This window comes from Vibrio sp. B4-6, assembly GCF_963888245.1.
GTDB classification, from domain to species: Bacteria; Pseudomonadota; Gammaproteobacteria; order Enterobacterales; family Vibrionaceae; genus Vibrio; species Vibrio anguillarum.
The window spans coordinates 372,364-387,124 of sequence record NZ_CAWPIM010000011.1; the positions used below are offsets into that span (position 1 = coordinate 372,364).

Sequence of the window (14,761 nt, forward strand, 5' to 3'; positions counted from 1 at the left end):
CCGCCGTGGCAGAAGATAAGCAAACAACCGATCTTACCGTGACCAGTGGTTCTGACCACGCTTTAATGGCGAGCTCAGATCTAGACATGGACACGCAAAACCCAGATCTTGAAGAGAAGAGTTCATCCAAAAGTGATTTTGCGATGGGCGACTTGGACTTGTTGCGCCAGGTGGTGTTAGTCCTCTCTATTTCCATCTGTGTGGCACTGATTGTCATGTTGTTCTTTTGGGTTCGAGAACCTGAAATGCGCCCGCTTGGCGCTTATGAAACCGAAGAACTTATTCCTGTCCTCGATTATCTTGATCAGCAGAAACTGACCTATAAATTAGATGGTAATACTATCTTAGTGCCATCCAGTGAATACAACAGCTTAAAACTCAACCTCGTCCGTGCAGGGTTAAATCAAAACAAGCAAGCGGGCGATGAAATCTTGATGCAAGACATGGGCTTTGGTGTTTCTCAGCGCCTTGAGCAAGAGCGCCTTAAACTTAGCCGTGAACGTCAGCTTGCGAAAGCGATTGAAGAGATGAAGCTCGTCAACAAAGCTCGTGTGTTATTGGCGCTGCCTAAGCAAAGCGTATTTGTTCGTCATAACCAAGATGCTTCTGCCTCCGTATTTCTTACCTTGCGAACTGGCGCGAACCTTAAACAAGAAGAGGTCGACTCTATTGTCGATATGGTCGCCAGTGCCGTGCCAGGGATGAAACCCAATCGAATTACCGTGACTGATCAACATGGTCGGCTGCTTAGCTCAGGCTCTCAAGATCCTGTGTCGTCAGCCCGTCGTAAAGAACAAGAACTTGAACGCAAGCAAGAAGAGGCGCTGCGTGACAAAATTGATTCGGTATTAATCCCTATTCTAGGTTTTGGTAATTACACCGCCCAAGTGGATATCCAACTGGATTTCAGTGCCATTGAACAAACGCGTAAACGCTTTGACCCGAATACGCCAGCGACACGCAGCGAATATACGCTTGAAGACTATAACAACGGCAATGTGGTGGCTGGCGTTCCAGGTGCATTAAGTAATCAGCCACCTGCGGATGCTTCGATCCCACAAGACGTCGCGCAGATGAAAGATGGCTCGGTTCTTGGGCAAGGTTCTGTGCACAAAGAAGCCACGCGCAATTTTGAACTCGATACCACCATCAGTCATGAACGCAAACAATCGGGTGTGGTGAATCGTCAGACCGTTGCGGTGGCGATTAAAAACCGACCATCGGTTAACCCAGAGACTGGCGAAGTCACCTATACTCCCTTGAGCGAAAGTGAAATTAGCGCCGTGCGACAAGTATTGATTGGGACGGTTGGCTTTGATGAAAACCGTGGCGATTTGTTGAATGTCTTGAGCATGCAATTTGCCGTGCCTGAAGTTGAATCAATGGTTGATGTCCCTATTTGGGAGCATCCAAACTTCAACGATTGGGTACGCTGGTTTGCTAGTGCCTTGGTTATTGTGGTTGTGGTGCTGGTGCTGGTTCGCCCTGCGCTGAAAAAACTGCTCAACCCTGCTGCGGATGATGATGACCCAATGTACGGACCTGATGGTTTACCCATTGGTGCTGATGGTGAAACCAGTTTAATTGGCAGTGGTATTGACGGCGGTGATCTCTTTGAGTTTGGTTCCGGTATTGATTTGCCAAACTTACACAAGGATGAGGATGTACTGAAAGCGGTGCGTGCTCTGGTGGCCAATGAGCCTGAACTTGCGGCTCAAGTAGTGAAGAATTGGATGCAAAATGCCTGATAATAAAAATAAGAGTGGAACAGAAGTGACAGAATCATCGGTTGATATTTCAACAATTTCTGGTGATGAAAAAGCGGCTATTTTGTTGTTGAGCTTAAACGAAGAGGACGCCGCTGGCATCATCCGCCATCTTGAACCTAAACAGGTACAACGAGTCGGTAGCGCGATGGCGAAAGCGAAAGAGCTTAGCCAAGAGAAAGTCGGCGCGGTGCATCGTGCTTTCCTCGAAGATATTCAGAAATACACCAATATCGGTATGGGCAGCGAAGACTTTATGCGTAACGCGCTTATCGCTGCATTAGGTGCCGATAAAGCCAATAACTTGGTCGATCAAATTTTGCTTGGCACGGGTTCAAAAGGGTTGGATTCATTGAAATGGATGGACCCACGACAAGTGGCGAGCATCATTGTTAATGAACACCCACAAATCCAAACCATTGTTTTATCGTATTTAGAACCGGATCAATCGGCTGAAATTTTGGCACAGTTTGCTGAACGTGACCGTTTAGACTTATTAATGCGCATTGCCAACCTTGAAGAAGTACAACCTTCGGCATTGGCTGAGTTGAATGAAATCATGGAGAAACAATTTGCCGGTCAAGCGGGCGCGCAAGCGGCGAAAATTGGTGGCTTGAAAGCCGCGGCTGATATCATGAACTACCTCGATAACAATATCGAAGGCATCCTCATGGATCAGATGCGTGAGCAAGATGAAGACATGGCAACGCAGATCCAAGATCTGATGTTCGTGTTCGAGAACTTAGTCGAAGTGGACGACCAAGGCATTCAAAAATTGCTGCGTGATGTACCGCAAGATGTACTGCAAAAAGCACTTAAAGGTGCTGATGACGCATTGCGCGAGAAGATCTTCAAAAACATGTCAAAACGTGCAGCTGAGATGATGAAAGATGATCTGGAAGCCATGCCTCCGATTAAAGTATCAGATGTCGAAGCGGCGCAAAAAGAGATTCTGGCGATTGCACGTCGTATGGCCGACAGTGGCGAAATTATGCTGTCTGGCGGCGCAGACGAATTCTTATAATCTAACCCTGACTCAACAATAGGTAGCATTATGTCTGGAGAAAGAAAACGCGGCTTTTTACGTTTAGATGCAGACGCTAATATTGAACAAGCCAAAAAGTGGGGGTTGCCGGACTACGGCGCAGAGATCAATAAAAAAGCCAAAGAAACGGCAATGAACTACGACCCCGGTTGGATGCCAAGTTTTGATGAGCCAGTGGTCGAAGAGCCGCTGCAACTCAGCGAAGAAGAGATTGGCCAGATCAAACAAGGGGCTTATCAAGAAGGTTTGCACCAAGGCCAAGAAGCCGGATTCAAACAAGGCTATGAAAAAGGCAAAGAAGAAGGGCTGATTGCAGGACACCAAGAAGGTGTTGAGCAAGGCAAAACCGAGGGTGTCGCTGAAGGGCAAACCCTCATCCAGCAGCAGGTTGATATTTTCGTTGGTCTTGCCAATCAATTTGCTCAACCGCTAGAGTTGATGAATGCCCAAGTCGAAAAACAGCTGGTCGATATGGTTTTAACCTTGGTCAAAGAAGTCGTTCACGTTGAGGTACAAACTAATCCGCAAGTGATCTTAGATACCATCAAATCGTCGGTTGAATCCCTGCCTGTATCCGGTCATGCCATCACATTAAAACTCCATCCAGAAGATGTTGAAGTGATTCATTCTGCTTATGGCGAAAAAGAGCTGGATTTCCGAAACTGGACATTGGTCAAAGAGCCGGCATTAAATCGCGGTGACGTCCAGATTGAAGCAGGTGAATCGAGTGTGAATTATCGAATGGAAGATCGCATTCGTAGCGTGTTGAAAAGTTTTTGTGGCACCAATCGTCACCAACAAGGTGATCAATAGTGTTGTCTCTTGCCGATCGCCTTAGTCAATATAAAACCGAAGGGTTAACCTGCCGCCCAATGGCATCTGGCAAACTGGTCCGTGTGGTTGGTTTAACCCTTGAGGCTACCGGTTGTAAAGCCCCTATTGGTAGCTTATGTAAAGTAGAAACCATGTCCGGAGAAATGGAAGCGGAAGTGGTTGGCTTTTCTGGCGATAACCTCTATCTGATGCCCAGCGAACAGATAACAGGCGTACTGCCCGGAGCTAAAGTTACCCCAATGACAGGGGACGCTGGCCTACCAGTCGGGATGGAGCTGCTTGGACGGGTGATTGATGGTGTCGGTAATCCACTCGATGGGCTGGGGCCTATTTATACCGAAAAGCGCGCATCGTTTAATGCTGACCCCATCAATCCATTAGCTCGCAAACCCATAACAGAACCTCTGGACGTTGGCCTAAAAGCGATCAACGGTTTACTGACGGTGGGTAAAGGGCAGCGGATTGGTTTATTTGCCGGTTCTGGTGTCGGTAAGTCGGTAACGCTTGGCATGATGACTCGTGGCACAACCGCTCAAGTGGTGGTGGTGGGGCTGATTGGTGAACGTGGCCGCGAAGTAAAAGAGTTTATAGAAGAGATTTTAGGCGTTGATGGACGTCAACGTTCAGTTGTAGTAGCCGCGCCTGCGGACTCCTCACCGCTGATGCGTTTAAAAGGCTGTCAAACCGCGTTAGCGATTGCGGAATACTTTCGTGATCAAGGGTTAGATGTATTGCTACTAATGGACTCGTTGACTCGTTTTGCCCAAGCGCAACGTGAAATTGCGTTATCTGTGGGTGAGCCGCCAGCCACAAAAGGTTATCCGCCATCGGTGTTTGCTAAACTGCCCGCCTTGGTTGAACGAGCGGGAAATGGCGGTCCTCACCAAGGATCGATTACCGCTTTCTTTACCGTGCTCACCGAGGGGGATGATCTACAAGACCCGATCGCTGATGCATCGCGAGCCATTCTTGATGGTCACATTGTTTTATCACGTGAAATGGCTGATGCCGGACATTACCCAGCGATTGATGTAGAGAAATCGGTCAGTCGTGTTATGCCACAAATCACCACCGATGAACATCTGTTGATGTCGAAAGCGGTGCGTCAAATACTCTCCATCTGCCGGAAAAATCAAGATCTCGTCTCTATCGGTGCTTACAAGCCGGGGACGGACCCTGCGATTGACAGTGCATTTACGCTAAAACCTAGGCTGGATGAATATTTGCAGCAAGGGATGAAGGATTCGGTTCCTTACGACATGTGCGTCAATATGCTCAAGCACGTTTTGCAAGTGGGGTAATCGATGGATAACGCACTCGAGTTTCTGCTTGATCAAGCCAAAGACAAAGAAGAAAAAGCCGTGATGGCGTTATCTAAATCGCGTGATGAGCTAGAGAGTTATTACAAGCAGTTGGCGCAGATTGAGCAATATCGTCTTGATTATTGTCAGCAGCTTATGGAGCGCGGCATGTCAGGTTTGACGGCGAGCCAATATGGACACTTAAACCGATTTCTTACCCAGTTAGATGAAACCCTTGTCAAACAAAGAGATGCAGAACAACACTTCAAAAATCAGGTAGATAACTGCCAAGAGCATTGGATGGAAGTGAGAAAACAGCGACGCTCTTACGAATGGCTCATTGAAAAAAAACAGATAGAAGCGCAACGTCTGCAAGATAAACGAGAGCAAAAGCAGATGGATGAGTTTTCTACACTGCTCTTTAGTCGGCAACGTTCTAATCAACACAAGTTTTAAGCAACATAAGTTTTAATCAAAATAAGTTTTAAGTCACTGACGCCTCAAGTCGTCAACGTGTCCAATAAGATGGGTGTCATACTTTCTTATCGATATTGAAGGCTTGGCTCATTTCTTGCTTCTGACTAATCACGGAGTTCATTAGGTTAATCCACTGCGCCATCGTCAAAAAATGATGAAACATGACTTACTGGCCAATAATGAATCCGCGTCATCCTCTGTTTTTAGTGCGAGCATCATGGATATGAATGTAAATATTACAACACCATCCGACACCTCTAAAATGGCCAGCGTGAGTAAAGCAGGCTCTGATGCGGTGAGTGAAGGTTCTGAATCTCAAGGTTTTTTTGAAAAACTGACCGCCCTCATTATGGGTCGTAGCACTGAATCTTCGGCAGAAACTGACTTTAAGGCGCTTGATGAGGGAGCTGTGCTCACCGATGACGTGGCAGCCCAAAGTAGCGATGCCTTGTTAGATAAAGAACTTGGTGAGGCATTGAGTGAAGAGGCCGATGTTGATACCGCGCAAACAAAATCACCCCCTTCAGCAGAGGTTGATGACTCCGCTCTTCAGCAGAAAACAGCACAAGTGATGAGCGATGGCGATGAAATCCTTGGCCGTTTAAATAGCGCCAATCAAGCACTTGCTGACCAAAACGGCAAAACCTTGCCACAAAACACTCATCCGGTAGACGTGCAAATCGACGACAACGCAGGTGACTCCTCGGATCAAGTGGAGCAAAAAGCGCCAGCGGCTGCGCAAATATCAGCACAGGATGCATTCGCTAAACCCACTACTGAACCAGTAGCACCGGCGTCAGTGAATGAGCAAGCTCCATTATCTGATCAGCACATCACGGAACAAGATGCAGAGCGTGTGCTGCCTATTCAGCAGGGCAAAGAGCGTTTGATGGCTGCGGAAGGTTCACCTACGGCATCAAGCTTAAACGCAGAGACTGAAGAGAATGGTGAACTCATCCTGCCGGAATCAGTCCGAAAATTCATTCAGCCGCCTCAAGATACAAAGTCAGTGCAAGCAAGCGCTTTGTCGCAAGCGATAGAAGATGAGGCCACTTTACTTGCCACAACTGAAGTTGGCGATGCAGCAGTTAACGCGGTGGCAAAAAGTGACAACACCATGCCCATAGAGCCATCACCTTTGGTTGAAGCGCAAGCACTTGATTCACAATTGACAACAAATTTAGCAGAGGGCAAGTTGCCACTCTCTCCATCTACGAATACACCTCAAACCGATTCGGAAAATGATCAGCAAGGACTGCCCACAGAGGCGTTATTGACTGCCGCTGCCATTCCTTGGGCGAACACAGTTGTTGCCGAAGGGCAAGCATTACCTCTAGACGTGGCACAAAGTGAAACGGTCCTCAAGGGTAAAAATACGCCGGTTTCATTAGCCCATTCTGTTCAGCAAGCCTTAGCTCAGCAACAATCTCAAACCATGCAGGCTGCCGCGGCGGCAGATAAAGCCGCACTAGCATCGTCACCTCTTGTGACAGCAAGCAATGAGTTATCCAATGTACAAATACAACAGTTAGCGAATGCGGCCGCGATACCAGCTGCAACCCATGCAGAATTGCCACTCAACCCCGCGCTATTCAAAGCCGGATTAGGCGCGAAAGCGTTATCGGGTGTGAATGATGCAGGGTCGGCTCAAGAGCCAAAAGAGGGCACATTAGCGCAGCAGCTTTCGAGTGCTTTGGGGCAACATGGTTTGAACGCGACGCAGAGCCGTGCTGACAACTTGCAAGCCGCGCAACAGCCTCCTTTGTTACTTAACCGAGAAATGGCCAGTGAGCAAATGGCGGAGCGGCTGCAAATGATGATGTCGAAAAACCTTAAACATGTCGATATTCGCTTAGATCCACCGGAATTGGGGCGTTTACAAATTCGTATGAATATGAATGGTGATCATACGACGGTTCATTTTACGGTCGCTAACCATCAAGCACGTGATGTGATTGAACAATCTATGCCAAGGCTACGAGAAATGTTGGCACAACAAGGTGTGCAGTTGGGTGAGACCTCTGTCCAACAACAGAGCGCTGGTCAGCAACAAGCGCGCTACACTGCCGACGGGGATGCCCAATCTGGTCAATTGGCGCGCAACGGAAGCTATTTAGACGAAGAAAACCTTGATACAGACGTCAAACTTGATTTGAATGTCGCATCAAAGCGTGATGGAATCAGTTATTACGCTTAAACTAATATTAAAAATAACGACATAGAGAACATTATGGCCGATGAAGAGTTAGGCGCGGAAGCCCCCAAAGGGAAGAAAAAACTGCTGATTATCATTATTGCTGCCGTAGTGTTACTGCTTGGTGGTGGTGGTGCAGCTTTCTTTTTGATGAGCGGAGATGAGGGTGAAGCCACGAGTGAGCAAGCCCCCGCAGCGCAGCAAGCTTTGCCAACGGATCCTGTGGCTTACGTTAATATTGCACAGCCGTTTGTGTTTAACGTCACAGGTGATAAGAAAGATCGTTTGGTGCAAATCAAAGTGCAGTTGATGGTGCGAGGTTCAGAAAACGAAAGCCTTGCACGTTACCATTCACCTTTAGTGGAAAGCTCTTTACTGGCCACTTTTGCGTCTGCCACTGTGGAACAGCTTCGTAGCCCTACCGGGCGAATTGAGCTGAGAGATAAGGCGACCGATGACATTAAAGCGGCACTCACTAAAGCGGTTGGGCAACCTGTGATCGAAAAAGTGTTGTTTACCGATTTTGTAATGCAGTAGGTGAGAAGTGACTGATTTATTAAGCCAAGACGAAATTGATGCCCTGCTTCATGGTGTAGACAGTGTTGATGAGGCGGAAGACGATGACGATGTTGCCGATAAATCGGCGATTAACTTTGACTTCTCTTCACAAGACCGTATTGTCCGTGGGCGCATGCCTACGCTGGAGCTTATCAACGAACGTTTTGCTCGTCACATGCGTATTAGTTTGTTCAACATGCTGCGTAAAACGGCTGAAGTGTCGATCAACGGCGTACAGATGATGAAGTTTGGTGAATACCAAAATACGCTTTATGTTCCGACTAGTTTGAACATGGTGCGTTTTCGTCCGTTAAAAGGGACCGCGTTGGTCACGATGGAAGCGCGCTTGGTGTTCATTTTGGTAGAGAATTTTTTTGGTGGCGATGGCCGTTTCCACGCTCGAATTGAAGGGCGCGAATTTACGCCAACAGAACGACGTGTCATTCAATTACTGTTAAAAATTGTTTTCGGTGACTACAAAGAAGCTTGGTCACCGGTGATGGGCGTTGAGTTTGAATATTTGGATTCAGAAGTGAACCCAAGTATGGCTAACATCGTCAGCCCAACGGAAGTGATCGTAGTGAGCTCGTTTCATATCGAAGTCGATGGCGGCGGCGGCGATTTCCACGTGGTCATGCCTTATTCGATGGTTGAACCCATTCGTGAGTTACTCGATGCGGGTGTTCAGTCGGATAAAATGGAAACCGATGTACGTTGGAGTTCTGCACTGCGCGAAGAGATCATGGATGTACCCGTCAATTTCCGAGTCAATTTATTAGAACAAGACATTTCATTGCGTGACTTAATGGATCTACAAGTAGGCGATATCATCCCAATTAAAATGCCCAAAAACGCAACGATGTTTGTTGAAGAGCTGCCTACTTACCGAGTGAAAATGGGCCGCTCTGGTGAAAAACTGGCGGTTCAAGTCTCTGAAAAAATTAAACGCCCTGATGTAGTAAAAACGGATCTCGCCTTTTTAGGTAAAGACATCATGTCTGAATTTGAAGATGATGACGAAGAAGATAACGAAGAATAATAGAGTAGGTAACGAAGATGGAACCAAGTGACGACCAAAGATTGGCAGACGAATGGGCAGCCGCATTAGGGGAAGACCCATCCGCGCCTAGTATTGATGTAGATGAAGTTCTGGCCGCGCCTCTTGATGAATTAAAAGACACTTCACCACCGATCACCGAAGATGAGCGCCGCAAACTTGATACGATCATGGACATTCCGGTGACCATTTCGATGGAAGTGGGGCGTTCGAAGATCAGCATTCGTAACTTACTGCAATTGAACCAAGGCTCGGTGGTTGAGCTTGATCGCATCGCGGGTGAGTCATTGGATGTGATGGTGAACGGCACCTTGATTGCTCATGGAGAAGTGGTAGTGGTTAACGATAAATTCGGTATTCGTTTAACCGATGTAATCAGCCAGACTGAGCGTATTAAAAAGCTGCGTTAGCATAACGTCAGCTTACGAAAAAGAAGTATTTGGATGAAAAAACTGATCGGTTTATTGCTCTGTTCAAGCCAAGCGATGGCAGCGACGAATGATCACTTAGATTTAGCGACCACTTTCGGGTCGCTTTTGTTCGTTATTGCGCTAATTCTCTTTTTGGCTTGGGTGTTAAAACGAATGCGAGTGCCCACGTTCGGTAATCAAAAAGGGTTGAGCATTGTACGTCAACTGCCAGTGGGTACTAAAGAGCGTATCGTTATTGTGCAAGCGGGAGAAGAACAATTTCTCGTCGGAGTCACGTCACAATCCGTCCAATTGATCGCAAAATTAGATGCCCCACTCAAACAGGAGGAGGCTGAGGTCAGTCCGTTTGCCGGTCAACTGACTCAGCTGCTAAAGAAAAATGACAAGAAATAGTCGCACGGCCTCATTGGGTTACCTTGCTCATCTATGGCATCTTTCTATGTTGCTGGTGGCATTATTGTTTACCCCGTTTGCGTTTTCAGAGCAAGAGTTAGCCACACCAATTCCTTCCAGCGCCGTAGGCGCAGAAACGGTGACAGTAACGGCGATGAATAAAGACAGTGGCGCCTCTAAAACGATAGCCGCTGGTAGCGTCAGTGGTGGTGGCGGTATTCCAGCATTTACCATGACGACCAATTCAGATGGCAGTCAAGATTACTCGATCAATCTACAAATTTTAGCCTTGATGACCATGTTGGGTTTTTTGCCTGCCATGGTCATTTTGATGACTTCCTTTACACGTATCGTGATTGTGATGTCGATCTTGCGCCAGGCAATGGGCCTGCAACAAACGCCGTCAAACCAAGTAATTATCGGCATCGCTATTTTTCTCACTTTTTTCATTATGTCACCAGTCATCAACGCCATTAATGAGCAAGCTGTGCAGCCATATCTCAATGAGCAGATGACGGCGCGTCAAGCGTTTGATACGGCTCAAGAGCCACTAAAAGCCTTCATGCTGAAACAGACGCGAGTCAAAGATTTAGAAACCTTTGTTGAGATATCGGGCTCTGACGCAACCAATCCTGAAGAGGTCTCGATGGCGGTGCTGATCCCTGCGTTCATCACCTCGGAGCTAAAAACGGCGTTTCAAATCGGCTTTATGCTCTTTTTACCCTTTTTAATCATTGATTTAGTGGTGGCGTCTGTTTTGATGGCGATGGGTATGATGATGCTTTCGCCGATGATCGTCTCGCTGCCTTTTAAACTCATGCTGTTTGTACTAGTGGATGGATGGAACTTGATCCTCTCAACGCTAGCCGGCAGTTTTGCTTTATAGCGGGGGCGCGAATGACTCCTGAAGTCTTTGTTGAGCTGTTTCGAGACGCACTGTGGATGGTGCTTATCATGGTGTGCGCCATCATCATCCCGAGTTTGTTGATTGGTTTAGTGGTCGCCATTTTCCAAGCCGCGACCTCAATTAACGAACAGACGTTGAGCTTTTTACCGCGTCTCATTGTGACGTTACTGGCACTGATGTTCTTTGCCCATTGGATGACGCAGATGTTGATGGAGTATTTCTTCTCTATCGTTGAACGGCTACCACAGGTGCTGTACTAGGAGCTTGAATGGAGTACCCAACAAGCCTCGTTTTAGAGTGGATTGCTAGCTATTTTTGGCCCTACACTCGTATTTCCGCCATGCTGATGGTGATGTCAGTCACTGGGGCCCGCTTTGTTCCGACCCGAGTGCGGCTCTACTTAGGTTTGGCTATTACCTTCGCCGTGATGCCCGCGATTCCTGCCGTTTCAGAGACCGTTGAACTACTTTCATTTAAAGGTTTTTTGACCACCTTTGAGCAGATTATTATTGGCGTTGCAATGGGCATGATCACCCAGTTTATAATCCAAACCTTTGTTATGCTTGGCCAAATATTGGGTATGCAAGCCAGCTTAGGTTTTGCTTCAATGGTCGACCCCGTAAACGGGCAGAACACCCCTCTGCTTGGTCAACTGTTTATGTTTTTAGCGACCTTGTTCTTCTTAGCAACCGATGGTCATTTAAAGATGATCCAACTGGTGGTATTCAGTTTCAAAACCTTGCCTATTGGCGATGGGGCATTAACGACCGTGGATTTTCGTGAGCTCGCATTGTGGCTGGGAATTATGTTTAAAGTGGCGCTGAGTATGTCTCTTTCTGGCATCATTGCGCTATTAACCGTCAACTTATCATTTGGTGTGATGACTCGTGCAGCCCCTCAGCTCAACATTTTCTCGTTGGGTTTTGCGTTTGCGCTTTTGGTCGGCTTGTTACTCTGTTGGTATATTTTAGGCGGCCTGTATAGTCACTACGAACTATTCTGGTTAGAAGGCGAGCAACAAATTTGTCGCCTTATCCGTATGAACTGTTAGGAGGCGCGTTTGGCAGAGTCAGACGGTCAAGAACGTACCGAAGACGCCACGCCCAAGCGATTGGACGAGGCGCGAAAAAAAGGTCAAGTCGCTCGTTCAAAAGAGTTAGCGTCCGTTTCGGTACTGGTAGTGGGTGCGATTGCATTGATGTGGTTTGGCGAATCGTTAGCCCGAGCCTTGTACGCTTTGATGGGTCGAATCTTCAACTTAAGCCGAGAAGAAGTGTTTGATCTCGGAAAGTTGTTTGATATTGCGGCTGGTTCTCTTGCGACCCTGATATTGCCACTCTCGCTTATCTTAATCACGTTATTTATTGCTGCATTAATTGGCGCGGCTGGCATTGGTGGAATTAACTTTTCTGTCGAAGCTGCGATGCCAAAGCCCTCCAAAATGAACCCGCTCAGTGGCTTAAAACGTATGTTCGGTTTGCAAAGTTGGGTTGAGTTATTTAAGTCCATTTTAAAAGTACTGCTTGTTTCTGGCGTTGCTTTTTATCTGATCAATGCATCGAAAGAAGATCTATTTCAACTGAGCATGGATGTCTATCCACAAAATATTTTCCATGCGCTCGATATCTTACTCAACTTCGTGTTGCTGATCAGTTGTTCTTTATTGGTCGTGGTCGCCATCGATATCCCATTCCAAATCTGGCAGCACGCTGACCAATTAAAAATGACCAAGCAAGAAGTAAAAGACGAATACAAAGATACGGAAGGAAAACCTGAGGTTAAAGGCCGAATTCGGATGTTGCAGCGTGAAGCGGCTCAGCGGCGGATGATGGCGGAAGTGCCACAAGCGGATGTAATCATCACCAACCCAGAACACTTCTCAGTTGCGCTGCGCTATAAACAAAATACGGATAAAGCACCGATTGTGGTGGCTAAAGGCGTCGATCACATGGCGATGAAAATTCGTGAAGTAGCACGTGCGCATGATATACACATCATCCCCGCACCGCCTTTGGCTCGAGCGCTTTATCACACAACCGATCTTGAGCAGGAGATCCCCGACGGGCTTTTCGTGGCGGTTGCGCAGGTACTGGCTTATGTCTTTCAGCTTAAGCAGTATCGTAAACGCGGTGGCCAAAGACCCAAACTCGATGAAAATAACATGCCGATTCCACCGGATTTACGACATTAATCCTCATCGTTATGCTGGAGCAAAAGCGTTAATGCTGAAGTTAGCGTCAGTTTAAATCACTTATCAGGAATAGAAAGCAGCACCAATACCGCGCCATGCCCGCCAAATTCAAGGGGGGCTTGATGAAACGCCATCACATCAGGATGTTGAGCGAGCCAGAGAGGAACTTTTTGTTTGAGAATGTGTTTACCGATCCCATGTTGGACACAAGCGCAGTGAATATTTTCTTTCACACAATAAGCAACCATCGCCCCGAGCTCTCGTTTCGCTTCTTGCTGTGTCATGCCGTGCATATCCAAAAATACATCCGGCACATAGACGCCACGTCTTAACCGTTTAACTTCATATTTCGACACATCATCACGAGCATAGAGCGTCGGGCCTTCATCGCTGAGTTTTGGTATAAACTCATCGGAAAAATAAAATTCGGTATCGCTGGCTTCCCGCGCAATACGGCGGATTTCTTTTTGTTTGGGGTTTCTGTTTGGCGGCTGGATTATGGTATCCTGTCGCAACTTTTTAACGCCCTTTACTGCATCCCGAAACAAGTCGAAAGCGTCATCGTGTTCGGTCTCTTTTTGGCTCATTGGGTTTGGTCATTTTCTAACAGATCGATATTGGCAGTATTGTAGCGCTTTTCGGAGGCAATTTTGGATAAGATTTTTGTAGAAGAGGCGGTTTCTGAACTTCACACGCTTCAAGATATGATTCGTTGGACGGTCAGTCGTTTTAATGCCGCCAACTTATTTTATGGTCATGGGACCGATAATGCGTGGGATGAAGCCGTTCAGCTAATCCTACCGACACTCTATCTTCCGATTGATGTTCCTCCGCATGTACTGAATTCTCGTTTAACAGGCAGTGAACGTCTGCGTATTGTTGAACGGGTGATTAAGCGTATTAATGAACGTACTCCTATCGCTTATTTAACCAATAAAGCGTGGTTCTGTGGCCTTGAGTTTTATGTGGATGAGCGAGTACTGGTGCCACGTTCACCGATTGGCGAATTGATTGAAGCGCAGTTCCAACCTTGGTTGATCGACGAGCCTGTACGCATTATGGATTTGTGTACTGGCAGCGGTTGCATCGCCATTGCGTGCGCCCACGCGTTCCCTGATGCTGAAGTGGATGCGATTGATATCTCAACCGACGCACTGCAAGTGGCAGAGCAAAATATTCAAGATCACGGTATGGATCAACAAGTTTTCCCGATCCGTTCCGATCTATTCCGCGATTTGCCAAAAGAGAAATATGACTTAATCGTGTCGAATCCACCTTATGTGGATCAAGAAGATATGAATAGTTTGCCCAAAGAGTTCAAACACGAACCAGAACTCGGCTTAGCCGCCGGTACCGATGGTTTGAAATTGGTGCGTCGTATTTTGGCCAATGCGGCGGGGTACCTCACCGATAACGGTATTTTGATCTGTGAAGTGGGCAATTCGATGGTGCATATGATGAACCAATACGACCACATTCCGTTTACTTGGCTTGAGTTTGAAAATGGTGGGCATGGCGTATTCATGCTGACTCGCCAGCAGTTGGTTGATTGCGCTAGCGACTTTGCGCTTTATATCGACTAATGCCGTACGCATAAGAAAAACGCC

Annotated in this window: 16 protein-coding genes; 15 read left to right on the forward strand and 1 reads right to left on the reverse strand. The window is 47.1% G+C overall.

All coding sequences use genetic code 11. From position 1 onward, the window contains the following. Positions 1-5: 5 nt before the first annotated feature. From fliF to flhB, 14 genes are all read left to right on the forward strand, one after another. Positions 6-1,748, forward strand: a complete 1,743-nt coding sequence (gene fliF, locus AACV20_RS04685) for a flagellar basal-body MS-ring/collar protein FliF (RefSeq protein ID WP_013856309.1) — start codon at positions 6-8, stop codon at positions 1,746-1,748. Then, positions 1,741-2,790: a flagellar motor switch protein FliG gene (gene fliG / locus AACV20_RS04690; protein ID WP_013856310.1), complete on the forward strand. Its 1,050-nt coding sequence runs from the start codon at positions 1,741-1,743 to the stop codon at positions 2,788-2,790. Before fliF ends, fliG begins: the two co-directional genes overlap by 8 nt. Positions 2,791-2,820: 30 nt before the next feature. Then, positions 2,821-3,624 carry a flagellar assembly protein FliH gene (gene fliH, locus AACV20_RS04695; RefSeq protein ID WP_094131604.1) on the forward strand — a complete coding sequence of 268 codons (804 nt, stop codon included), beginning with the start codon at positions 2,821-2,823 and terminating at the stop codon, positions 3,622-3,624. After that, positions 3,624-4,946, forward strand: coding sequence for a flagellar protein export ATPase FliI (gene fliI, locus AACV20_RS04700; protein ID WP_013856312.1), 1,323 nt, complete (start codon positions 3,624-3,626; stop codon positions 4,944-4,946). The genes fliH and fliI overlap by 1 nt, the downstream gene beginning before the upstream one ends. A gap of 3 nt (positions 4,947-4,949) precedes the next feature. Then, positions 4,950-5,402 carry a flagellar export protein FliJ gene (fliJ, locus tag AACV20_RS04705; RefSeq protein WP_013856313.1) on the forward strand — a complete coding sequence of 151 codons (453 nt, stop codon included), beginning with the start codon at positions 4,950-4,952 and terminating at the stop codon, positions 5,400-5,402. A 172-nt stretch (positions 5,403-5,574) separates the two neighbouring features. Then, complete coding sequence (locus AACV20_RS04710; RefSeq protein WP_170906953.1) at positions 5,575-7,620, forward strand: flagellar hook-length control protein FliK; 2,046 nt, start codon at positions 5,575-5,577, stop codon at positions 7,618-7,620. A 33-nt stretch (positions 7,621-7,653) separates the two neighbouring features. Further along, complete coding sequence (fliL, locus tag AACV20_RS04715; RefSeq protein WP_017045735.1) at positions 7,654-8,154, forward strand: flagellar basal body-associated protein FliL; 501 nt, start codon at positions 7,654-7,656, stop codon at positions 8,152-8,154. Between the two features lie 7 nt (positions 8,155-8,161). Then, positions 8,162-9,214 carry a flagellar motor switch protein FliM gene (fliM, locus tag AACV20_RS04720; RefSeq protein ID WP_013856317.1) on the forward strand — a complete coding sequence of 351 codons (1,053 nt, stop codon included), beginning with the start codon at positions 8,162-8,164 and terminating at the stop codon, positions 9,212-9,214. A gap of 17 nt (positions 9,215-9,231) precedes the next feature. Then, positions 9,232-9,642, forward strand: a complete 411-nt coding sequence (gene fliN / locus AACV20_RS04725) for a flagellar motor switch protein FliN (protein WP_013856318.1) — start codon at positions 9,232-9,234, stop codon at positions 9,640-9,642. Positions 9,643-9,675: 33 nt separating this feature from the next. Beyond that, the gene (fliO, locus tag AACV20_RS04730; protein WP_170906954.1) at positions 9,676-10,056 is read left to right on the forward strand and encodes a flagellar biosynthetic protein FliO; all 381 of its coding nucleotides are present in this window, start codon (positions 9,676-9,678) and stop codon (positions 10,054-10,056) included. Next, positions 10,043-10,942, forward strand: coding sequence for a flagellar type III secretion system pore protein FliP (gene fliP / locus AACV20_RS04735; RefSeq protein WP_038170156.1), 900 nt, complete (start codon positions 10,043-10,045; stop codon positions 10,940-10,942). Before fliO ends, fliP begins: the two co-directional genes overlap by 14 nt. An 11-nt stretch (positions 10,943-10,953) precedes the next feature. Continuing rightward, on the forward strand, positions 10,954-11,223 hold the full coding sequence (gene fliQ / locus AACV20_RS04740) for a flagellar biosynthesis protein FliQ (RefSeq protein WP_013856321.1): 270 nt from the start codon (positions 10,954-10,956) through the stop codon (positions 11,221-11,223). A gap of 8 nt (positions 11,224-11,231) precedes the next feature. Then, positions 11,232-12,014 (forward strand): flagellar biosynthetic protein FliR, encoded by a 783-nt coding sequence (fliR, locus tag AACV20_RS04745; RefSeq protein ID WP_013856322.1) that lies wholly within the window; start codon positions 11,232-11,234, stop codon positions 12,012-12,014. 9 nt (positions 12,015-12,023) lie between these two features. Further along, positions 12,024-13,154, forward strand: a complete 1,131-nt coding sequence (gene flhB, locus AACV20_RS04750) for a flagellar biosynthesis protein FlhB (RefSeq protein ID WP_013856323.1) — start codon at positions 12,024-12,026, stop codon at positions 13,152-13,154. A gap of 56 nt (positions 13,155-13,210) precedes the next feature. Here the strand turns inward: flhB and smrB are convergent, their stop codons facing one another. Further along, positions 13,211-13,741, reverse strand: coding sequence for an endonuclease SmrB (gene smrB / locus AACV20_RS04755; RefSeq protein ID WP_170906955.1), 531 nt, complete (start codon positions 13,739-13,741; stop codon positions 13,211-13,213). A 63-nt stretch (positions 13,742-13,804) separates the two neighbouring features. Between smrB and prmB the strand changes: the two genes are divergently transcribed. After that, positions 13,805-14,737, forward strand: a complete 933-nt coding sequence (gene prmB / locus AACV20_RS04760; RefSeq protein ID WP_170906956.1) for a 50S ribosomal protein L3 N(5)-glutamine methyltransferase — start codon at positions 13,805-13,807, stop codon at positions 14,735-14,737. Positions 14,738-14,761 lie beyond the last annotated feature (24 nt).